This is a genomic window from Vibrio sp. D404a (assembly GCF_030248535.1).
Lineage (GTDB): Bacteria > Pseudomonadota > Gammaproteobacteria > Enterobacterales > Vibrionaceae > Vibrio.
On sequence record NZ_JAHGAJ010000024.1, the window covers coordinates 93,084 to 114,871 of the forward strand.

The window sequence follows — 21,788 nt, forward strand, 5'->3', positions numbered from 1 at the left end:
TGGCGTTGCATGCCTTGCTTCACAACTCCCGAGTTAGAGGGTGACGTCGCATCTTGTCTCCCCCGACTCTTATTCAACAAGGAGGCACTATGATCACTCATATCAGTCCTGCCGGTAGCATGGATTTACTCTCTCAACTTGAAGTTGAGCGCCTTAAGAAAACCGCATCCAGTGATCTATACCAACTGTATCGTAACTGTACCCTAGCGGTACTTAACTCTGGCAGCCACACAGACAACTCCAAAGAGCTGCTGGATAAATACCTCTCTTTTGACGTTGAGGTAGTGCGACGTGAGCGCGGCATCAAGCTAGAGCTGCACAACCCACCTGAGCACGCTTTTGTCGATGGTGAAATCATCAAGGGTATTCAAGAGCACCTATTCTCAGTGTTGCGTGACATTGTTTACGTCAACATGCACCTTGCCGATAACCAGAGACTCAACCTCACCAACGCCACTCACATAACGAACTTGGTGTTTGGTATCTTGCGAAATGCTGGCGCTCTCACGCCAGGAATTGAACCAAACCTGATTGTTTGTTGGGGTGGTCACTCGATCAACGCCAGCGAATACCAGTACACCCGCGAGGTGGGTAACGAGCTTGGCCTGCGTGAACTCAATATCTGTACCGGTTGTGGACCGGGTGCAATGGAAGGCCCAATGAAGGGCGCCGCCATTGGTCATGCTAAGCAGCGCTACACAGAGCACCGTTACCTTGGCTTAACCGAACCTTCCATCATTGCCGCTGAGCCACCAAACCCAATTGTGAACGAGTTGGTGATCATGCCGGATATCGAGAAGCGTCTTGAGGCGTTTGTACGTATGGCGCATGGCATCATCATCTTCCCGGGCGGCCCGGGTACAGCGGAGGAGCTACTCTACATCCTAGGTATCATGATGCATCCAAACAATGCAGATCAGCCAATGCCGATTGTGCTAACGGGTTCCAAAGAGAGTGAAGAGTACTTCCGATCCATTGACCGCTTTATTGGCGAAACCTTGGGTGAAGAGGCACAGAAGCACTACGAGATCGTGATCGACGACCCAGCGAAAGCGGCCAAAATCATGAAACAAGCGATGCCAGATGTGCGCTCTCACCGTAAAGAGACCGGAGACGCCTACAGCTACAACTGGTCATTGCATATCGAACCAGAGTTCCAACTGCCATTTGACCCAACTCATGAGTCAATGGCCGCACTCGACCTACACATGGATCAGAAGGCAGAAAACTTAGCGGCAAATCTACGTAAAGCCTTCTCAGGTATTGTGGCGGGTAACGTCAAGGCAGAAGGTATCTTAGAGATTGAAAAGCACGGACCATTCATCATTGATGGCGATAAAGCCCTGATGACCAAAATGGACAGACTACTCAATGATTTTGTCCACCAGCACCGTATGAAGCTGCCGGGCGGCACCGATTACGTGCCGTGTTATAAGATTGCGCAAAACAACGACTGAGCATCCCGCACAGAGCATTTCAACTGCGTAAGCGATACGTTACTATAAGGGGCGAATGATACCGCCCCTTTATTTATTGCTTAGTTATTGGAAACTTATGTCTATCCATCTTGTTATTATCGATGCTCTTAACCTTATCCGACGCGTTCACTCTGCTCAGCCGGACCCAAGCGATATAGCAAGAACCATCACAACCACTACGCGAACGTTAAATAAGATCACCAAAGAGTCTCAGCCAAGCCATATCATCGCGGTATTTGATCACCATCTCCAAGACCGTGGTTGGCGTGCAAAAATATTACCAAGCTACAAAGAGAACCGTAAACCGATGCCAGAGCCACTCATGGCCGGTTTGGATGCGATTCAGCAAGCATGGTGGGATCTTGGAATCGATTCTCTGCTTTCAGACGGTGATGAAGCGGATGATTTAGTCGCGACACTGGCCAAGAAAGTAGCCGACCATGGGCAGAAGGTCACCATCATCTCGACGGATAAAGGTTACTGCCAGCTGCTCTCACCAACACTGCAGATCCGAGACTACTTCCAACACCGTTGGTTGGATACGCCATTTATCGAGGCAGAGTTTGGGGTTAAGCCGAGCCAGTTGGCGGATTACTGGGGGCTCACTGGTGTCAGCTCTAGCCAAGTACCGGGGATTCCGGGAATTGGCCCAAAAGCAGCCAAAGAAATCTTAACCAGCTACCCAGATATTGAAGCGGCCTACCAAGCTGAAGACCTACCGAAGAAGTATCGTAAGAAGTTCGATGAACACATTGAATCGGCACGTGTCTGTAAACAAGTTTCGGCACTCAAGACAGACATCGATCTTGGCTTCAATTTACAAGACCTACGCTACGACCCTCAGCCATAGGCTAGAAAAGGTAAATAACGCCTTTTTCTGACACCCATAAAAAATGCTCCCAATTAGGAGCATTTTTTTAACACGACTATCGAGTTCGATTAGTGCGGAGAGATGTTTGAAAGCGACTGGATGTGTACCGTGATCTCTTCACGGTCATGATACAAGTGCTTCGCCTGCATCTTAAACTTCACTTTGTTCTCGATTAGGAACTGCTTCAGGTTCTCGATATCTTGTAGAACCTCATCGTAGCGACCTTTCATCGGTAACTTCAGGTTAAACAGTGCCTCTTTCGCCCAACCTTTGATGATCCACTCACCCATTAGGTGAGCAACACGTGCTGGCTTCTCAACCATGTCACAGATGATCCAAGTAACGTTCTTACGGTCTGGTTCGAACTTAAAGCCATCCACCATGTGGTGCTTAATCTGACCCGTTTCCATTAGGCTGTCTGCCATCATGCCGTTATCGACACAGTGAACGAACATCGAGCGCTTAACCAGTTGGTAAGTCCAACCACCCGGACATGCACCCAAGTCTACACCCCACATCCCCGGAGCCAGACGCTCATCCCACTCATCACGCGGAATGAATACGTGGAACGCCTCTTCAAGTTTCAAAGTCGAACGGCTTGGCGCATCTGCTGGGAATTTAAGACGTGGGATACCCATAAAGAACTGAGAGTTGTTGTTCGGGTAAGAGTAGCCAACAAAGCAGTGACCCGGAGCGATAAAGCACAGGTGCAGTACTGGCTTCTTCGCGTTGTCTTTTGCCGTCATTAAGCCTTTACCACGCATTGCTTGACGCATTGGCACGGTAAACTTACGACAGAACTTCAACAGCTCTTTCGCTTCATTAGTGTCTGGCGTTTCGATGCGAATGTCGCCACAACGTGGGAAACCTTCTTTGTCTGCCAACTCATCAAGGATTGGAGAGATGCGATCATCCTTTGGAAGATCTTTAATCTCAACCGCGACTGCTAGCATTTGACGAGCGAAGATCAGCGATTGGAAATCAATCTCTTTGATCAAACGATCGGCTTCGCCATCTTGATAACACTCAAACAATACAAAGCCAGTATTGTTTTTTAAGCGAGGAAAACCAAACACTTCCAGCTGTGTTGCTTTGTCTTGAATTTCGCCAGCACATTCTTTTTCAAAACCAGAGCGACAATAAAGTAGTACGTGTTTCACTGAGTTACCTCTTTTATATTCAAAGCAGCGAAGGAGAAGACTCCCCAACCAATGATAAATAGTAGTCCACCCAACGGCGTTATAGGACCAAACCATTTAATTCCTGTCAGCGCCAACGCATAGAGGCTGCCGCTAAAACAAAGGATGCCGATGATAAAGCAAATTGCCGCAATGAAAAAATATTTTTGTGATTTAGCACCAAGTTTCAGCTGTAGCAGGATGCCACACGCCACAATCGCTAACGTATGGATGAACTGGTACAACACACCCGTCTCAAACACACCCAGCAGATAAGGGGGCAACTGACCTTTTAAGCCGTGCGCTGCAAACGCGCCCAACATCACGGCGATCGCACCAGAGAGACCCGCAATTCCGATCAAGCTTTTACTTTTCATCTATCGCCCCTTTAATAAAGGCCGCCAGTTTCTCAACAGCTAAAGCGATGTTTTTCTGCTCTGTATGTCCTGAGCTTTTGCGCGGCTTGAAGCTGTGGTCACCATCAGGAATGAACTCAACCGATACCGATGTAGAGAGGTCAAAGCCCGGGAACTCTTCACGTTTGCCGAAGGTGTCACGTTCCCCTTGTAGGATCAGACAGGCTTTGTTCAGTTCGGCTAGGTGTTCACCTTTGTAGTTTTCAGGCTTGCCCGGTGGATGGAATGGGAAACCTAAACAAGCCATACCCACAACCTTCTTGTGCTCAGATAGATGACTCGCCATACGTCCACCCATAGATTTACCGCCAATCACTAATTGTTTGGCATCGACCTGCTCTATCACTTCTTGATAGGCCTCAAGCAGCTTAGGCGCACGATCTGGCGGGCGACGCTTGCCATCTTCCGCGCGTTTGATCATGTAAGGGAAGTTAAAGCGAATCACACGAATGCCTTTAAACGCCAATCCCTTCGCGACCGACTGCATGAATTCATGATCCATACCTGCGCCAGCGCCATGGGCAAACACAAAGGTGTACTCGCTATGCTCTTCGCCATCAATCAGCCAATTACTCATCTAATAATTCCTCTTGTTCGCTTTGTGCTTTCGCCAGCATCCAATCACGGAAGGTCGCGATACGTCCCATATCCGCTTGTTTATCATGACACACCACGTAGAACGCATTCTTACTGATCAACACCTCATCAAATGGTGCGATCAGTCGACCAGCTTCAATTTCAGGCTGCGCTAATACGTTGTTGCCCAAAGCAATCCCTTGGCCGTGAGCAGCTGCTTGCAGCACCATCGTCGAGTGACTGAAGATAGGACCATGATTGACGTTAACCCCATCAATACCGTTTTGCTTCGCAAATTGTTTCCAGTCTTTTCGAGACGTATCATGCAATAGCGTATGACATGCTAAATCGGTTAGTGTTTCTAATGGTTTTGTGCCCAATAGAATCGAAGGCGCACACAATGGAATCAGATATTCTTGGTAAAGTTTGTCTGCTCGTAGACCCGGCCAGTTGCCACGTCCGTAGTAGATCGCAACATCGACATCGTCGGTCAATGATCCCTCATCCATGTCTACCGCTTTAATTCGAACATCAATATCTGGCTCTTGCTGATTGAAGTCAGCCAGACGCGGTACCAACCATTGAATCGCAAAACTTGGCGGCAAGCTGATGGTCAACGCCCCTTTCTCACTGCGCTCCAGTACTTTATCCGTCGCCTCTGCCAGCGAAGTGAAGATGTCTTTAATGTCTAGGAAATAGCTCTGCCCCTCTTCGGTAAGCAGTAAAGAGCGGTTCCTGCGACGAAAGAGCTTCAATGATAAGAACTCTTCCAAGGATTTAATCTGATGACTGACCGCAGCTTGAGTAACAAATAACTCTTCTGCTGCACGCGTAAAACTCAAGTGTCTAGCCGCAGCTTCAAACACTCGTAGGGAGTTTAATGGGGGTAATCGACGAGACATAGTTACTCTCTAAAATGACATTAGTTTTTTTTATCTGAAACATTATAATTTGTCCATTGCTTAGCGGCTAGAGAAATTCTATATTTCCTTCCGCAGTCACTAGCCTGAACGGCTTGATTCTCTCAGAATCAATTGGCTTAGTAACTGCGATGTTGTGTTTGCAAACTCGTACTTTTCGAGTTGGGTAGAGTTCTACCAAATGTTTTGTTTTAGCTATCCCCTAAAACGAGGCATCTACTTCCTGTATTTATTTTGACCTGTCTGTCAAATTTCTTTACACCGCCTTTATGGCGGTGTTTTTTTATCTGCCGCCAAATAACAATAAGTTTATCAATAGCTCACCTTATTCAAACTCTTGGAATCAAGCTCACTTAATCAAAATTCTAGAAATTTAATTTGAACGACTGTTCAGGTTGATTTATAGTCAATCTAACCACGGATGTGCCGTCCATACGATGAACTAGGAGTTCACAGATGATTAAGTTTTATTTCCACCGCACCCCAAACCCAATGAAAGTTGCACTTTATCTGGCAGAATCTGGCCTTGCCTATGAAGTGGTTCCTGTTGATACCCTCAAAGGGGAACAACACACACCAGAATTTCGTCAAATTAATCCCAATGGCAAAACACCAGCGATTGAGGATGATGGCACGCGCATCTTCGATTCCAACGCCATCCTGCTTTATCTATCAGAAAAAACTGGGCTGTTTTCAGGCCAACCACAAAACCGAGGTGAACTTCTCTCTTGGCTGATGTTTATCGCGTCTGGACTGGGGCCGTTCTCAGGTCAATCCGTCCACTTCCATAAAGCCGCACCAGAAGATATTCCCTACGCAAAAAATCGCTACCGCCGTGAAGCACAGCGACACTATGAAGTATTAGATAACCATCTTGCCGATAAGACCTTTATCGTCGGTGAGGAGTACAGCATTGTCGATATGGCGGCATGGGGTTGGATAAATAAAGCACCGTTTGTTCTTGGTGATGACAACGCGCTTGATGAATACCCAAATCTGAAGCGTTGGTTTGAGAGCATTAATGCACGCCCAGCGGTTGCTCAAGCGCGTGAAATAGAGAGTGGTATCGATTTTAAATCAACGGTTGATGAAGAAGCGGCTCGAGCTCTGTTCCCGCAAAACTTCCCTAAAACGTAATTTACTTAAACGTAGAAGTTTAGTGCTCTCAGCCCTGACAAACGACTGAGTTAGACAAAGCCAAGCGAATACACCATTTTCGCCAACCAATAAAAAAGCCGCTGTAATAGCGGCTTTTCTAATCGTGTCTAGGTGACAACCTAAGGACGGTATACTTTTACGTTACCGAAACCTTGCTCTTGCAAGTAAAGCGCTTGCAGACGGCTCATTACACCACGGTCACAATACAGTAGGTACTCTTTGCTCTGGTCAAGGTCACCAAATTGCGTTGCTAGCTTGTAGAACGGCAGATGCTTAACGTCAACGCCATCGATCTCTAATGGGTTTTCGTCTTCCTCATCTGGGCTACGAATATCCAGTACGATAGCGTGCTCAGCAACAGCTTGAACCTGTTCGATCTCAGGCGCTTGCTCTTGGCTCTCTTTCTCGATGTCACGGATATCCATCACGCGAGCGTTTTCAATCACTTGATCTAGAACGTCAAAGTTAAACTTCGCTTCTTCCGCTTCAAGTTTACCTTTCTTCGCTTTTACTGTTGGCTTCTTCGAGATAACACCACAGTATTCAGGCATTACTTTCGCAAAATCTTCAGTACCGATGTTACGCGCAAGGTCGATGATGTCTTCTTTGTCCCAGTTGATCAGTGGACGAAGGATCAGAGTATCCGTTACGTTATCGATGTGGCGTAGGTTAGTCAGCGTCTGGCTTGATACCTGACCTAGTGCTTCACCGGTAACCAATGCTTCGATCTTGAACTTCTCTGCTACCATGCCACCAGCACGCATGAACATACGCTTAAGAACAACGCCCATTTGGCCGTCTTCTACGTTCTCAAGGATTTCCGCTACCACTGGTTCAAAGTCGATAGAGATGAACTTCACTTTCGCTGAAGAACCGAACTTGTTCCATAGGTAGTGAGCCACTTGTTTAACACCGATCTCGTGTGCAGGACCGCCTAGGTTAAAGAAGCAGTAATGTACTTTAGAGCCACGCTTGATGTGTAGGTAGCTTGAAACGCCAGAGTCAAAACCACCAGAGATCAGGCTCAATACGTCTTCTTGGGTACCTAGAGGGAAACCACCTAGGCCCTTATGACGAGCGATGATCTGATTAAGTTTGTCGTTTGCAATCTCAACTTTTACCGTCACTTCTGGATCTTTAAGCTTAACGCTTGCCGATTCTACCGCTTGGTTTAGACCGCCACCAACGTAACGCTCTAGTTCAATAGACGTGAACTCGTGCTTACCACGACGCTTCGCGCGAACAGAGAAAGTCTTGCCTTCGATGTCGCCACGGCTGCGCTCTAGTACCTGCTCGAAGATGTCATGCAGGTCTTTGAATTCAGACTGCTGAACTTCAAGAGAGTGGTGGATACCCGGAGTTTGCGTCAGGATCTCAAGCACTTCTGGGTAGTACTTGTCGCTCTCTGATGTCACTTCAATGTGGTCACGACGGTTGAATACCGCAACGCTTTCACAGCGACGCTGGATAACGTTACGAATGTTGCACTCTAGAATCCTTGTGAAGCGCTTACGCACCGATTCACTTTTTACAAAAATTTCCGGATGGGGCTTAACAATAAATTTCATAGTACTTTCACAACATTAAACAAGTTTAAGGGGCTCGGCGCTAAGTAAAAACTGAGATTTCACCGAGCACTTGAAGCAAGAATAGATCATATCTAAATCTAAGGGCGCGAATTATACATGAGAAAGTCATACAAGGAAAAGAATGCTTGCCCTAACCCTATTTTCAAGAGGGAATAAATACTCAGTCCAGATAGTTTGTACTGACAAACACAACGAAAGGTTTAGTTTTTCCACAAAAAAGCCCGAGTCGCTATAACTCAGGCTTTGGATTCAGGCTTTCAATTCGGGCTTAGATATTGAAGTGTGTTTATTCGGTCACGACTGGGACTTCATCACTGTAGAGTGGCTCACCCTGCATGATGCTTATCTCAACGCGACGGTTCAGACTTCTCTGCCAATCTGTATCGTTTGGCTCCAACGGCTCCGTGTCTGCCATACCGCGAACACGCAGTCTCTGGTGTGAGAATCCTCTAACCTTCTCCATCTCTTGAGCAACCGACACCGCACGCTGAGAAGAGAGATCCCAGTTAGAGCGGTACAGCTCTGAATCAAGACGTTGGTTATCGGTGTGTCCTGAGATACGCACAATACCCGGCACATCTTTCACCAATTCTGCTACCTGTCTTACCAACGGACGGAATTTAGGTTGTAAGAATGCAGAACCTTCAGGGAAAGCTCCCTTCTCACGAATTCGAATCACAATCTGCTGACCTAGGTTCTCAACCTCGATAGCACCTTGGTCAATCTCACGCTCCAAGGCTTTCTTGATGCTCTCCATCAAGGTTTCCATCTCTTGAGATTGCGCTTCAGACTGCTGTTGTTGCTGCTCTGACTCGGAGTTTTGATTATCGTGAGTCGAAACCTCTGGCGACTTGCCTCCGGTCATCTTGCCTTGGTCACGCATGGTACCGCCAGCACGATCAGACTCACCCTCATGAAACTCAAGCGTTTGCTGAGTAATATCGATGGTCTGCTGCATGATGACATCAATCGGTGTCGGCTCTGGGCGACCCGGACGAAACTCTTGCGCGATAATACTGGTGCCCTTGGGAATGTCTTTAACCTCTAAACGGTTTTGAACACCAAAGGCAAACTTCATCGAGCCAGCGATCTGCTTAAACTTCAGTACATCCATCTCAGAGAAAGAGAGCAGCAGTACGAAGAAACACATCAGCAGCGACATCAAGTCAGCAAAGGTACCCATCCATAAAGGTAAGCCGGGGGGCGGACATTTACAGGGAATTTCTTCTTCCATTACCGAGCTCCTTAATCGGCTTCGCCATCGAGAAGACGTTTGCCCTCATTGAGGTAGTTCTTCAGGTAGCCATCGATAACACGTGGGTTTTGACCATCTTGAATCGCCAATACACCATCCATCACAAGGCGGCGGTTTAGCGTTTCTTGTTCACGGCGCAGTGCCAGTTTGTCAGCAATTGGGAAGAACACCATGTTCGATAGGATCGCACCGTAAAGCGTGGTTAAGAGTGCTACCGCCATCGCAGGACCGATCGCTTTTGGATCATCCATGTTCGAAAGCATCGCTACCAGACCAACCAGCGTACCGATCATACCCATCGCCGGTGATACATCACCAAACGCGCTGAATACCTTACCACCCTGTTCATGACGTTCGTCCGTCAAGGCGATATCTTTCTGCAGTGCCGCTCTTACGACGTCGGCATCGTGACCATCCACCAACAGGTCGATACCCTTCTGCATGAAGCTGTTATTGATTTCCATCTCTTCGAGTGCAAGGAAGCCACCTTTACGTGCCGCATCCGCCATCTCAACCACTTTTGCGATAAGATCTTCTGGCTCATCGGCTTTAAACATAAAGGCTTTGCCCGCAATTTTTGCGGCACCAAAGAACTGCCCCATTGTGAACTTCATCAAGACCACAAAGGTTGAGCCACCAACCACGATCAAGATCGAAGTCGTGTCATAGAACATCCCAAGGCTTCCGCCCAAGATCATTGCCATGATCACGAAGGCAAATCCACCAATTAAACCTATTAGGGTTGCTAAATCCACTGAGCACTCCTCATGCTTTTTCTTGTTCTACCTCGAGAATAATCTTCTTATCGGCAAGACTATAAGATCTTTTAGAAAATTCTTGGCCTAAGTATCACACTTTTGCGTCTCAATAACATTAAGACTTATGAATAACAGCGCATTAAAAGTAGACCCAAGGGAAGTGAGGCTTCTCGAACCATGGTTTTATCAAGTGCGTCATAAATGCCCGCCAAGCGCCCGATAAAACAAACTTTCTAGCAAATTTTATTGGTTACATTTGACCATCTCTACGCCCTAGGGTAACGTTCGTTCATCTTTCCAAACGCAGAACTATTATGGCGACTAAGAAACCGGAAAATATGAGCTTTGAAGCCGCAATTGAAGAGCTTGATGGCTTAGTTGATCAACTCGAAAATGGTGATCTAGCTTTAGATGATGCGCTGAAGAAATTCGAGCGTGGAATTGCACTAGCTCGTGCAGGTCAAAGCAAACTAAACGACGCGGAACAGCGCGTAAGCATCCTTCTTCAAAACGACGAAGATGCTGAGCTAAGTGACTTCAACCCACAACCAGAATAACGAATAGTATGAGATCCCCTATGATTGAGACTTTAACGTCTTATCAAGCACGTAATAACGAGCAGTTAAACCAATGGCTTGATCGCCTTCCACATCAAAACCAAAACCTAATCAAGGCTATGCGTTATGGCTTACTGCTAGGTGGAAAACGCGCACGTCCATTTCTTGTCTACATCACAGGGGAAATGCTTGGTTGCAGCGCTGAAGAGCTAGACACACCAGCATCAGCGATTGAGTGTATCCATGCCTACTCATTAATTCACGATGACCTACCCGCAATGGACGACGACGAACTGCGTCGCGGTCATCAAACCTGTCACATTAAATTTGACGAAGCCACGGCTATTCTTACCGGTGATGCACTACAAACGCTGGCCTTTACTATACTTGCAGAAGGCACATTAAGTGCTGCTGGAGAGAGTAACCGCGTACGTATGATTCAACGCCTAGCTGAAGCCTCTGGTGCTCAAGGTATGTGCATTGGACAAGCACTCGATTTAGAAGCGGAAAACCGCACTATTTCGCTGCAAGAACTGGAAGAAGTCCATCGCAATAAAACGGGTGCATTGATGAAGTGTGCCATTCGTTTAGGTGCATTGGCCGCTGGCGAGAAAGCCTTCGAGGTGCTGCCGCAGCTTGATAAATTTGCCGATGCGATTGGTTTAGCTTTTCAGGTTCAAGACGACATTCTCGATATCATCAGTGATACCGAGACGCTTGGTAAACCACAGGGTTCTGATGAAGAACTGAACAAAAGCACCTACCCTTCTTTGTTAGGATTGGACGGCGCTCAAGAAAAAGCTCAAACTCTATTGAACGAAGCGCTTCAAGCTTTAGACGCAATCCCATACAATACCCAGTTACTCGAAGAGTTCGCCCGATATGTCATCGAGCGCAAGAACTAAGACTATAAGCGCGCATTACCTATGACTCTTGATATTTCAAAGTACCCAACTCTTGCTTTGGCTGACAAGCCAGAGGATTTGCGTCTTTTACCAAAAGAGACGCTTCCACAGCTCTGTGATGAGCTACGTACCTACCTCTTGAACTCTGTGAGCCAGTCAAGCGGTCACTTGGCATCAGGCCTAGGTACGGTGGAACTGACGGTTGCTTTACACTATGTATACAACACCCCTTTCGATCAGTTGGTTTGGGATGTGGGCCATCAGGCTTACCCACATAAAATTCTAACAGGTCGACGTGATCGCCTATCGACTATTCGCCAGAAAGACGGCTTACACCCTTTCCCTTGGCGTGAAGAGAGCGAGTACGACACCCTTTCTGTTGGTCACTCATCGACATCTATCAGTGCCGCTCTTGGTATGGCAATCAGTGCTAAAAAAGAGGGCAAAGATCGTAAGGTCGTGAGCGTGATTGGTGATGGTGCGATCACTGCTGGTATGGCATTCGAAGCCATGAACCACGCCGGTGATGTTCACAACGACATGCTGGTTATCCTTAACGATAACGAAATGTCGATCTCTGAAAACGTGGGTGCATTGAACAATCACTTAGCTCAGGTTCTTTCTGGCAATCTTTACACGTCAATTCGTGAAGGTGGCAAGAAAGTGCTATCTGGCGTTCCGCCGATTAAAGAGCTAGTGCGTCGTACTGAAGAACACCTTAAAGGCATGGTAATTCCAGGAACCATGTTTGAAGAGCTTGGCTTCAACTACATCGGCCCAGTTGATGGCCACGATGTTAACGAGCTAATCAAAACGCTTAAGAACATGAGAGATCTAAAAGGTCCTCAGTTCCTGCACATCATGACTAAGAAAGGCAAAGGCTACGAGCCAGCTGAGAAAGATCCGATTGGCTACCACGGTGTACCTAAGTTCGATCCTGCACACTCTAGCCTGCCAAAGAGCACCAGTGCTAAGCCGACTTTCTCTAAGATCTTCGGTGACTTCCTGTGTGATATGGCCGCGCAAGATCCTAAGCTGATGGCAATCACGCCAGCAATGCGCGAAGGCTCTGGCATGGTGCGCTTCTCGAAAGAGTACCCTGAACAGTACTTTGACGTAGCGATCGCTGAGCAGCACGCTGTGACGCTAGCGACGGGTATGGCAATTGCGGGCAACAAACCGATTGTTGCTATCTACTCTACCTTCCTACAACGCGGTTACGACCAACTGATCCACGATGTGGCTATCATGGATTTACCTGTGATGTTCGCCATTGACCGTGCTGGTCTTGTGGGTGCCGATGGTCAAACTCACCAAGGTGCGTTCGATTTAAGCTTCATGCGCTGTATCCCGAACATGGTGATCATGGCACCAAGCGATGAAAACGAATGTCGCCAAATGCTTTACACTGGCCACCAGCACAATGGTCCAAGTGCGGTTCGTTACCCACGTGGTAATGGCATGGGGACAGAGATTGAAAGCGAATTTACGGCACTTGAGATTGGTAAAGGTCGTGTGGTTCGCGAAAGCAAACAAGCTAAAGATGGTGCTAAAGTTGCGATTCTAAGCTTTGGTACTTTCCTTGAAAATGCACTGCAAGCGGCAGACGCACTGGATGCAACCGTTGCTGATATGCGCTTTGTTAAGCCACTGGATGAAGACCTAATCAAACAGTTAGCGGCTGACCACGACGTACTCGTGACGATTGAAGAAAATGCGATTGCCGGTGGTGCAGGTGCAGGTGTAGTAGAGTTCTTGATGCAAGCGAAACTGCCAATGCCAGTATTGAACCTTGGTCTACCAGACAAGTTCATTGCTCAAGGCACACAAGGCGAGCTGCACGAAGAACTTGGCTTAGATGCGAAAGGCATTGAAAAGGCAATCAAGGATTACCTCGCTAAATAAGCAAGCATTGCTCTAGATACAAAAAAGGTTGGCCATATGGTCAACCTTTTTTATTACCTAAGTCTGTTGCAAGCGATAAGCTTACTTCAGTACAGGTGCGTCGTAGTTTTCTGGTTCATCGGTGTAGATACACACATTGAACTTCTCAACTAGGCCAGTCTCTTCTACACACTGCTCTTGGAAGAATGCCTGAATCTCACGGCGTTGGCAGTGCGCTTCAAACGCTTCGTTGTCAGCCCAGATCTCGTTGAATGCGATTGGGTAGCTCTCGCCTTCGGCAAACGGGCTCTGTAGGTGACGAGTCACTGTGTATTGAATACAACCATCTTCACGCATGGTGTTTGGCTCTAGTGCTTTTAGCACCTCGAATAGCTCGTTCAGTTTGCCTTCTTTTGGCTGAAACTGAGCAATACAGTAAACCTTCTTCGACATTATTATTCCTTGTTTTCTACTATTTTGACCAAGCTCTGTTGCAACTGACATAAGAGCTTGGCTTACCAACTAATATTATCTGCAAGGCGGTAAACGGTTACGCCAACCAACCTGCAAAATGCCCTACTGCATACAGTGCAATACCAGCCATGAAACCTGCAACGATATCATCAATCATGATCCCCAGGCCGCCATGAATTCGCTTATCCAACCAACCAATTGGCCACGGTTTTACCATATCGAAAAAGCGGAACAGCACGAAACCTGTCAATAGCCATTTCCATTCATCGGTCGGGATCTGTAATAGAGGGACTAGGCCCATGGTGATCCAAAAGCCCGCAAACTCATCCCAAACGATAGAGCCATGATCGTGAACACCCATATCATCAGACGTTACCTGACAGATCTTCACGCCAATGATGCAGCTAAGAACAACCGCCACGACATACATTGGAAATGGTAACTGCACAAGAAGCAGGTACAACGGAATAGAGGCTAAGGTACCCATGGTGCCCGGTACGATTGGTGAAAGTCCACTGCCAAAACCAGTTGCAAGGAAGTGCCAAGGGTTTTTGAGAGAGATAAGAGAAAGAGGGTTTGTCATCCGTTTACCTTAAAGTGATCATATCCACTTAAGTCCCAGCTTAGTGGCTTGCCATTGTTATGTAATTCAAAGAATTCTACAGGTCTTATTTGACCAATGCAGGTAACTTTTGTTCCAGTATGTGACAAAGCACTTTCCAGTGAACCCTTATTTTCTTCTGCTACGGTAAAGCAGAGTTCGTACTCTTCCCCACTGGTCAATGCATAGTGTTGCGCTGCTGAAATATCAGATGCGAACTGGCGTAACTCTTGAGAAATAGGCAATGCACTCACATCAATACTTGCGCCAACCTGCGAACGCTTCAAGATATGATTCAAATCCGCAATCACACCATCAGAGATATCAATGGCCGATGAAGCAAGGTTCACAAGCGCTTGACCCGCTAACACTCTCGGAGTGCTGATGTAGTGTCTCTCTTCAAGCTCTTTCGCATAAGGTTTCGCTTTATTGGTTTCTAGATCGAGTATCACCTCTAGCCCAGCCTTGCTATCACCTAGGTTACCTGTCACGTAAATCCAATCACCTACCTTGGCGCCATCTCTACGAAGCGCTTTGCCTTCAGGTACGAAGCCTTGCACCGTTAGCGTCAGGCTCAAAGGGCCTTTAGTGGTGTCGCCGCCGATTAGTTGAATACCAAAGTAATCCGCAAGCTTAAAGAAGGAGTCACAGAAAGGGGCCAACCACTCTTCATCAACCTCAGGCATGGTCAGCGCGAAAGAAACCCAAGCAGGGGTTGCACCCATGGCAGCTAAATCACTAATGTTTGATGCAAGTGCCTTATGCGCCACCCAAGCAGGATCGGCATCGGCTAAGAAGTGGGTACCGGCAACCAAGGTGTCGGTACTGATGGCAATTTCGACGTTACTTGGTGGCTTAACCAAGGCACAATCATCACCGGCAGCAAGGTGTACATCCTTGCGTTGAGGTTGTCGGTTTACAAAGTATTTATCAATCAGGTTGAACTCACCAGACATCACATGCCCCATCTTTGGGTTTGACTAACAAAAAAGGCCAGCATGAAAGCTGACCTTTAGATTCAATATACGTAACGATTACTTCTTACGTACGTGCGGCGCTGCTTTATCAAGCACACCGTTTACAAACTTATGGCTGTCTTCTGCAGCAAACACTTTTGCTAGCTCGATAGCTTCGTTGATAACCACTTTGTATGGTACATCTTCGCGACGAGTCATCTCGTACATAGCTAAACGTAGAAGAGCAAGTTCCATCAAGTCCAGATCTTGCATTGGGCGAGATACGAATGGACGAAGTTTGCTGTCTAGTTCCATGTGGCTTAGAGCAACACCAGTTAGCAGGTCGCGGAAGTATGCAACGTCTGTTTCTGGCATAGCAAGCGCAGGCTCAGCTGCGTGATGCTCTTCTTCATCATACTTACCACCAGATAAGAACTGTTCTTCAACGGTAGCAATATTTTCTTTAGTAATTTGCCAAGAATAAATTGCTTGTAGAGCAAATTGACGTGCGTTACGACGTGCGGCTGGTTTCACACTGGCCCCCATTAGGAATCGATTTCAGAAAGAACGTTGATCATCTCAAGTGCGCTTAGTGCAGCTTCTGCACCTTTATTACCAGCCTTGGTTCCTGCGCGTTCAATAGCTTGATCGATCGTATCAACAGTTAGTACGCCGAATGCAACTGGAAGAGAGTATTCCAGAGACACTTGCGCCAAACCTTTATTACATTCACTACAAACATAGTCAAAATGAGGCGTACCGCCACGAATTACTGTACCTAGAGATACAATCGCGTCGAACTTGCCAGTTTTTGCAACGCGCTGCGCTACAAGTGGAAGTTCAACTGCACCTGGACAACGAACAACAGTGATGTTGTCTTCGCTAACTTGTCCGTGACGTTTTAAAGTATCGATTGCACCAGAAAGTAAACTTTCGTTAATAAAACTGTTGAAACGAGCAATAACGATAGCAATTTTTGCATTTGGCGCTGGGAAGCCACCCTCGATCACTTTCATAAGCCTTCCTTTAACTATTTTCATCAAGTGAGAATCGCCGGATTCTAGCACAAAACTGTGAGCAATATCTAATGCTAATTTAGTTGAGCTAACACCGGGGAGATAAAGCGGTGAGTACAAAACGATTCCTATGCTGATAAGGGTCAAAAGGCAGAGAGTTCACTATGCAATCTTGTGCTCTCTGCTTAATGCTTACCTATCAATTAGGGTTGTCTCACCAATAACATCTGTTGACAGTTCTACTGCAGAACGGCCTTAGTTACACACGTACTCAACCACATTCAAACCAAAGCCACCAAGCGCATGGTAGCGTTTAGAGCTTGAAGAGAGTAAACGCATGTCTTGAACACCTAGGTCTTGTAGAATCTGAGAACCAACACCAACACGGCGTGACGTTCCCTGCTTCTTAGCCATGGTTGGCTGTTCATTCTTGTCTTGTGCTTCGAAGGTCTTCACTTTGTGAATCAAAGAATCTGAAGACTCCTCGTTACCAAGAATAACCAAAACACCGCCCTCTTCACCAATACGCTTCATCGCTTTGTCGAGAGACCAACTGCGCTCGGTGCCACGATCTGAATGAAGCAGATCTGTGAAGGTGTCGTGCAGATGAACGCGAACCAGTGGCGCAGTGCCTGTAAGGTCGCCTTTCTGCATTGCGTAATGGATTTGGTTGTCGATAGTGTCACGGTACGTAACAAGCTCAAAGTCACCAAATTCAGTCGGTAGATGACACTGAGCAACACGCTCAATCGTTGTTTCCGTGTTGTTACGGTATTCGATAAGATCAGCAATCGTACCAAGCTTGATGTCGTGCTTTTCAGCAAACACTTCAAGGTCTGGGCGACGTGCCATGGTGCCGTCGTCGTTTAGGATCTCAACGATAACCGATGCTGGCTCACAACCTGCTAAACGAGCTAAATCACAACCCGCTTCCGTGTGACCTGCGCGAGTTAGAACACCGCCTTCTTGTGCTGTTAACGGGAAGATGTGACCAGGTTGAACCAAGTCAGCCGCTTTCGCTTCTTTGGCAACGGCAGCTTGCACTGTCACCGCACGGTCAGATGCTGAAATACCCGTCGTCACACCCTCTGCCGCTTCAATAGACACCGTAAAGTTGGTGGTGTATTGCGCGTTATTGTCTTGCACCATTGGCGCTAGGCCTAAACGGCTCGAACGCTCTTTAGTCAAAGTCAGACAGATCAAGCCACGGCCGAACATCGCCATGAAGTTGATCGCCTCTGGCGTTACATGCTCTGCCGCCATGATCAGATCGCCTTCGTTCTCGCGATCTTCATCATCCATCAGGATAACCATCTTTCCTAGGCGAATGTCTTCAATAATTTCTTGAGGAGTACTAATTGGCATTATTCTATATCCTTTGAAATGGTTCTGCTTCCAAGAACCGACACTGTTTAAACCTGATTGATATTGCTTAACTGTTCGCGATTACACTGTGTGAGCACAGTTAGGGTAATAACGGTTAGGCAAAACCATTTTGCTGTAAAAATTCCATTGTCAGACGAGACTCTGGCTTCGACTCTTCTTGCTGACCTTGCAGTAGACGTTCCATGTAGCGAGCTAGCACATCAACTTCTAAGTTCACCTTACGACCCACATTAAATTGGTCAATGGTCGTCTCTGAAGAGGTGTGCGGAACAATCGTTAGCTTGAAGGCATTCTTGCGCAAGTCATTGACCGTTAAGCTAATACCGTCAACTGTGATTGAGCCTTTCTGAGCAACATACTTAGAGATTTCAGCAGGCATCTCGACCCAAAACTCAATGGCACGACCGACTTGATTGCGCTCGACAATCTCACCCACGCCATCTACGTGACCAGACACAATATGTCCACCGAAACGCGTGGTCGGCAGCATTGCTTTCTCAAGGTTTACTTTATCGCCCGCTTGATAGTCGATAAAGCCGGTCTTTTTCAGAGTTTCCAGTGATAAGTCTGCGCTGTAGCTGTTGTCGTTGAATTCAACCACAGTTAAACACACACCATTGGTGGCGATACTGTCTCCAAGTTGTACATCAGACATATCCAGCTTGCCGACATTCACGGTTACCGTAATATCTTCACCACGTGGCGTGATCGCACTTAGGGTACCTACGGCTTCTACAATTCCTGTAAACATTCTAAAACTCTTGTTCTTTCTGCTTTTTCATCAAGCAGTTAAATTACTATAGATATAACTATCGCGGATTAGGATTTCCATACTGGCTGGGCGACAATACGAATGTCAGGTCCTACCATACGTACATCTTTGATCGTCAAATCGATCACGTCATCCATTGAGCTTAAGCCCAACGCACCCATTAAACCGCGGCCATCACTGCCCATTAGTTTAGGTGCTAAGTATAAGATTAGCTCGTCAACCAACTGATTCTCAATCAAACTCTTGGCTAATGTTGCCCCAGCTTCCACCCAAATATGGTCAATATGGTGCGCTGGGAGATCGTGAATTAACTGCTTAATATCCAGTTGACCTTCACCATTGAGTGGCACCTCTATCTCGGCTGCAGATTCCGCAACACGTAGGACTGGCGCTTCAGATTGATACAACTTGAGAGCTTGATTCGCAGTTTGAAGCAGTTTTGCTTGTCGATCGAGAATCACACGCGCAGGTTGGCGCAGCGCTGATTGAGGGTAGCAAGCTTTGATGGCTTGAGGCAGTTCATCCCAACGTACATTGAGTGACGCGTTGTCTTCGATAACCGTTTGGCTGGTCGATAATACCGCTCCCGCTTTGGCGCGATAATGTTGAACATCACGACGCGCGTGTGGCGAAGTGATCCACTGACTCTGTCCATTGCTCAATGCGGTTTGACCATCTAGGCTAGCGGCCATCTTCAATTGAACGAATGGCTGCCCCGTTTGCATACGCTTAATGAAGGCTGGGTTTAACGCCAATGCATCTTGCTCTAGCAGCCCAATCTGCACCTCAATACCCGCATCGCGAAGCATTTTGATACCACGACCTGCGACCTTAGGGTTTGGGTCTTCCATTGCACAAATCACTTTCGCAACCTGAGCCTTAATCAGCCCTTCAGCACAAGGAGGCGTGCGGCCGTAATGAGAACACGGCTCTAGTGTGACATAAGCAGTCGCGCCTTTGGCTTTGTCGCCAGCCATTCTCATGGCATGAACTTCCGCGTGGGCTTCGCCCGCTTTAGCATGGAAGCCTTCACCAACGATGTTGTCGCCATGAGCAATCACACAGCCGACATTAGGGTTAGGAGCAGTAGTATAGATGCCGCGCTTCGCCAATTGCATGGCACGCGACATCATTTGAAAATCTAAGGGAGTAAATTCTGACATGTGTTGGGATTAGTCCTCTAGCTTGGCAATCTCTTCGCCAAACTCTCGGATATCTTCGAAGCTACGGTACACAGAGGCAAAACGAATGTACGCGACTTTATCGAGCTCTTTCAGTTGGTCCATCACAAGGTTACCAATCATCTCGGTTGGTACCTCACGCTCGCCAGTTGCGCGCAGTTGAGATTTGATGGTACTGATCGCCAACTCAATGGCATCAGCGCTCACTGGGCGTTTTTCTAATGCACGTTGCACACCACCGACCATTTTATCTTCGTTAAATGGTTCACGGTTGCCATTCGACTTGATCACTTTTGGCATAACAAGCTCAGCCGATTCGAATGTCGTAAAACGCTCACTGCATGCCAGGCATTGACGGCGACGACGAACTTGATGCCCGTCAGCTACTAGCCTTGAATCGATTACTTTCGTGTCGTTCTCTGAACAAAAAGGACAATGCATATCACCTCCAAATAATTGATTGTCAGTGTAACGGAATTGCCAAACGTAAGGAAAGAAAAAGGGCCAATTAAGGCCCTTTTATGTGGTTATTCGTTGATTATGACGCACCAACGTTCACATTCATCCTTAGCTGCGAACCAAGTAGTTCGCTTTACCAACCCACTTGTAGCTGGTTAGCTCTTCAAGTCCCATAGGACCACGTGCATGCAGCTTTTGCGTTGATACCGCAACCTCTGCGCCCAGACCAAACTGAGCGCCATCAGTAAAGCGTGTAGATGCGTTCACGTAAACCGCCGCAGAGCCTACTGAGTTAATAAAACGCTCAGAGCTTTCTAGGCTGTTGGTCATGATCGCATCTGAGTGGCTCGCGTTGTGAATGCGCATGTGATCGATGGCTTGCGCTACATCCGCTACCACTTTCACACCTAGCGTATAGCTTAGCCATTCCGTATCAAAATCATCTTCACCGGCATCACGCACATCTGCAAAATCCGCCAGTAGCGCTTTAGCACTTGAGTCTGCCACCAGCGTCACTTTTCCTGCAAGGCGTGTTTTAAGCTTGCCAAGGAACGCCTCAGCGACCGCCTCATGAACAAGCAGAGTATCTAGTGAGTTACATGCTGATGGACGCTGAACCTTTGAGTTCTCAACCACATTGACAGATTTCTCTAGATCCGCTGACTCGTCGACAAAGATATGGCTAATACCGAAGCCACCGATGATCACAGGGATGGTGCTGTTCTCTTTACACATTTTGTGTAGGCCTGCGCCACCACGTGGAATAATCATGTCTACGTACTCATCTAGCTTAAGCAGTTGAGAAACAAGCTCACGATCTGGCTTTTCAATGTACTGAACTGAAGCTGCTGGTAGCTCTGCTTTTTCTAGCGCAGATTGGATAACTTTAACCAGCTCCATGTTTGAGAAAAACGTCTCTTTACCGCCACGCAGAATGCTTGCGTTACCGGTTTTAAGACACAGAGCTGCGATATCGATAGTCACGTTTGGACGTGCTTCGTAGATAACACCAACCACACCCAGTGGTACGCGACGGCGAGAAAGCGACATGCCGTTTTCTAGTACTTTGCTGTCGATTTCGCTACCGACAGGGTCATTTAGGCTGATGACGTTACGTACATCATTGGCGATGCCTGTTAAACGCTCTTCGTTTAGAAGTAGGCGGTCAAGCAGTGCTTCTGTTAAACCCGCTTCACGGCCCAATTCGATATCTTTTGCATTCGCTTCAAGGATAGTTGCTGCATTGGCTTCTAGCTCATCTGCAATGATAGATAGCGCTTTGTTCTTCTGCGCTGTTGATGCTGTTGCTAGGTGAAAAGCAGCCTCTTTTGCTGCGATACCCATGTTAGTTAAATCCACGTTTAACTCTCCCTTAATTCTGTCTGTCTATCTGAAATT

The 21,788-nt window shown here is 47.2% G+C and carries 23 protein-coding genes; 6 read left to right on the forward strand and 17 right to left on the reverse strand.

The window, feature by feature from the left end:
• The first annotated feature begins 89 nt into the window (after positions 1-89).
• Both ppnN and xni read left to right on the forward strand, forming a co-directional pair.
• A complete protein-coding gene (gene ppnN, locus KI655_RS15155) occupies positions 90-1,457 on the forward strand; it encodes a nucleotide 5'-monophosphate nucleosidase PpnN (RefSeq protein WP_285406691.1) in 1,368 nt (455 codons plus the stop codon).
• A gap of 97 nt (positions 1,458-1,554) precedes the next feature.
• Positions 1,555-2,328: a flap endonuclease Xni gene (gene xni / locus KI655_RS15160; protein ID WP_285406693.1), complete on the forward strand. Its 774-nt coding sequence runs from the start codon at positions 1,555-1,557 to the stop codon at positions 2,326-2,328.
• An 89-nt stretch (positions 2,329-2,417) separates the two neighbouring features.
• Here the strand turns inward: xni and rlmM are convergent, their stop codons facing one another.
• The 4 genes from rlmM to KI655_RS15180 are packed head-to-tail and all read right to left on the reverse strand — an operon-like array spanning position 2,418 to position 5,421.
• On the reverse strand, positions 2,418-3,509 hold the full coding sequence (rlmM, locus tag KI655_RS15165; protein WP_285406695.1) for a 23S rRNA (cytidine(2498)-2'-O)-methyltransferase RlmM: 1,092 nt from the start codon (positions 3,507-3,509) through the stop codon (positions 2,418-2,420).
• Positions 3,506-3,904, reverse strand: coding sequence for a DUF423 domain-containing protein (locus tag KI655_RS15170; protein ID WP_285406698.1), 399 nt, complete (start codon positions 3,902-3,904; stop codon positions 3,506-3,508). Before KI655_RS15170 ends, rlmM begins: the two co-directional genes overlap by 4 nt.
• Positions 3,894-4,520, reverse strand: coding sequence for an alpha/beta fold hydrolase (locus tag KI655_RS15175; RefSeq protein ID WP_285406700.1), 627 nt, complete (start codon positions 4,518-4,520; stop codon positions 3,894-3,896). Before KI655_RS15175 ends, KI655_RS15170 begins: the two co-directional genes overlap by 11 nt.
• Positions 4,513-5,421, reverse strand: a complete 909-nt coding sequence (locus tag KI655_RS15180; RefSeq protein ID WP_285406703.1) for a transcriptional regulator GcvA — start codon at positions 5,419-5,421, stop codon at positions 4,513-4,515. The genes KI655_RS15175 and KI655_RS15180 overlap by 8 nt, the downstream gene beginning before the upstream one ends.
• 474 nt (positions 5,422-5,895) lie before the next feature.
• Between KI655_RS15180 and KI655_RS15185 the strand changes: the two genes are divergently transcribed.
• Positions 5,896-6,576 (forward strand): glutathione S-transferase family protein, encoded by a 681-nt coding sequence (locus tag KI655_RS15185; RefSeq protein WP_285406706.1) that lies wholly within the window; start codon positions 5,896-5,898, stop codon positions 6,574-6,576.
• A 140-nt stretch (positions 6,577-6,716) separates the two neighbouring features.
• Here KI655_RS15185 and thiI read toward each other — a convergent pair whose 3' ends face one another.
• From thiI to pomA, 3 genes are all read right to left on the reverse strand, one after another.
• Positions 6,717-8,165, reverse strand: coding sequence for a tRNA uracil 4-sulfurtransferase ThiI (thiI, locus tag KI655_RS15190; RefSeq protein ID WP_285406708.1), 1,449 nt, complete (start codon positions 8,163-8,165; stop codon positions 6,717-6,719).
• 307 nt (positions 8,166-8,472) lie between these two features.
• Complete coding sequence (locus tag KI655_RS15195) at positions 8,473-9,420, reverse strand: flagellar motor protein MotB (protein WP_285406711.1); 948 nt, start codon at positions 9,418-9,420, stop codon at positions 8,473-8,475.
• 11 nt (positions 9,421-9,431) lie between these two features.
• The gene (gene pomA, locus KI655_RS15200; RefSeq protein WP_285406712.1) at positions 9,432-10,196 is read right to left on the reverse strand and encodes a flagellar motor protein PomA; all 765 of its coding nucleotides are present in this window, start codon (positions 10,194-10,196) and stop codon (positions 9,432-9,434) included.
• Between the two features lie 317 nt (positions 10,197-10,513).
• Here pomA and xseB point away from each other — a divergent pair, with 317 nt between their 5' ends.
• From xseB to dxs, 3 genes are read left to right on the forward strand one after another with little or no spacing between them, the layout of a single operon-like run.
• Positions 10,514-10,756, forward strand: a complete 243-nt coding sequence (gene xseB, locus KI655_RS15205) for an exodeoxyribonuclease VII small subunit (RefSeq protein WP_032551645.1) — start codon at positions 10,514-10,516, stop codon at positions 10,754-10,756.
• A gap of 20 nt (positions 10,757-10,776) precedes the next feature.
• Entirely contained in the window at positions 10,777-11,661 is an 885-nt protein-coding gene (gene ispA / locus KI655_RS15210) for a (2E,6E)-farnesyl diphosphate synthase (protein ID WP_032551644.1), read from the forward strand.
• Positions 11,662-11,682: 21 nt separating this feature from the next.
• The gene (gene dxs / locus KI655_RS15215; protein ID WP_285406715.1) at positions 11,683-13,566 is read left to right on the forward strand and encodes a 1-deoxy-D-xylulose-5-phosphate synthase; all 1,884 of its coding nucleotides are present in this window, start codon (positions 11,683-11,685) and stop codon (positions 13,564-13,566) included.
• Between the two features lie 81 nt (positions 13,567-13,647).
• Here the strand turns inward: dxs and KI655_RS15220 are convergent, their stop codons facing one another.
• From KI655_RS15220 to KI655_RS15265, 10 genes are all read right to left on the reverse strand, one after another.
• Positions 13,648-13,998 (reverse strand): putative quinol monooxygenase, encoded by a 351-nt coding sequence (locus KI655_RS15220; RefSeq protein ID WP_285406717.1) that lies wholly within the window; start codon positions 13,996-13,998, stop codon positions 13,648-13,650.
• 97 nt (positions 13,999-14,095) lie between these two features.
• Positions 14,096-14,602, reverse strand: coding sequence for a phosphatidylglycerophosphatase A (gene pgpA, locus KI655_RS15225; RefSeq protein ID WP_285406720.1), 507 nt, complete (start codon positions 14,600-14,602; stop codon positions 14,096-14,098).
• Entirely contained in the window at positions 14,599-15,576 is a 978-nt protein-coding gene (gene thiL / locus KI655_RS15230) for a thiamine-phosphate kinase (protein ID WP_285406723.1), read from the reverse strand. Before thiL ends, pgpA begins: the two co-directional genes overlap by 4 nt.
• Positions 15,577-15,654: 78 nt before the next feature.
• Positions 15,655-16,122, reverse strand: a complete 468-nt coding sequence (gene nusB / locus KI655_RS15235) for a transcription antitermination factor NusB (protein WP_004734399.1) — start codon at positions 16,120-16,122, stop codon at positions 15,655-15,657.
• The gene (gene ribE, locus KI655_RS15240; RefSeq protein WP_004741508.1) at positions 16,122-16,592 is read right to left on the reverse strand and encodes a 6,7-dimethyl-8-ribityllumazine synthase; all 471 of its coding nucleotides are present in this window, start codon (positions 16,590-16,592) and stop codon (positions 16,122-16,124) included. The genes nusB and ribE overlap by 1 nt, the downstream gene beginning before the upstream one ends.
• A gap of 255 nt (positions 16,593-16,847) precedes the next feature.
• Positions 16,848-17,957 (reverse strand): bifunctional 3,4-dihydroxy-2-butanone-4-phosphate synthase/GTP cyclohydrolase II, encoded by a 1,110-nt coding sequence (gene ribBA / locus KI655_RS15245; RefSeq protein ID WP_285406771.1) that lies wholly within the window; start codon positions 17,955-17,957, stop codon positions 16,848-16,850.
• 115 nt (positions 17,958-18,072) lie between these two features.
• The gene (locus KI655_RS15250) at positions 18,073-18,729 is read right to left on the reverse strand and encodes a riboflavin synthase (protein WP_285406772.1); all 657 of its coding nucleotides are present in this window, start codon (positions 18,727-18,729) and stop codon (positions 18,073-18,075) included.
• 68 nt (positions 18,730-18,797) lie between these two features.
• Positions 18,798-19,913 (reverse strand): bifunctional diaminohydroxyphosphoribosylaminopyrimidine deaminase/5-amino-6-(5-phosphoribosylamino)uracil reductase RibD, encoded by a 1,116-nt coding sequence (gene ribD / locus KI655_RS15255; RefSeq protein WP_285406773.1) that lies wholly within the window; start codon positions 19,911-19,913, stop codon positions 18,798-18,800.
• Between the two features lie 9 nt (positions 19,914-19,922).
• Positions 19,923-20,372: a transcriptional regulator NrdR gene (gene nrdR / locus KI655_RS15260; RefSeq protein ID WP_032551633.1), complete on the reverse strand. Its 450-nt coding sequence runs from the start codon at positions 20,370-20,372 to the stop codon at positions 19,923-19,925.
• Positions 20,373-20,498: 126 nt separating this feature from the next.
• Entirely contained in the window at positions 20,499-21,749 is a 1,251-nt protein-coding gene (locus KI655_RS15265; RefSeq protein WP_285406775.1) for a glutamate-5-semialdehyde dehydrogenase, read from the reverse strand.
• Positions 21,750-21,788 lie beyond the last annotated feature (39 nt).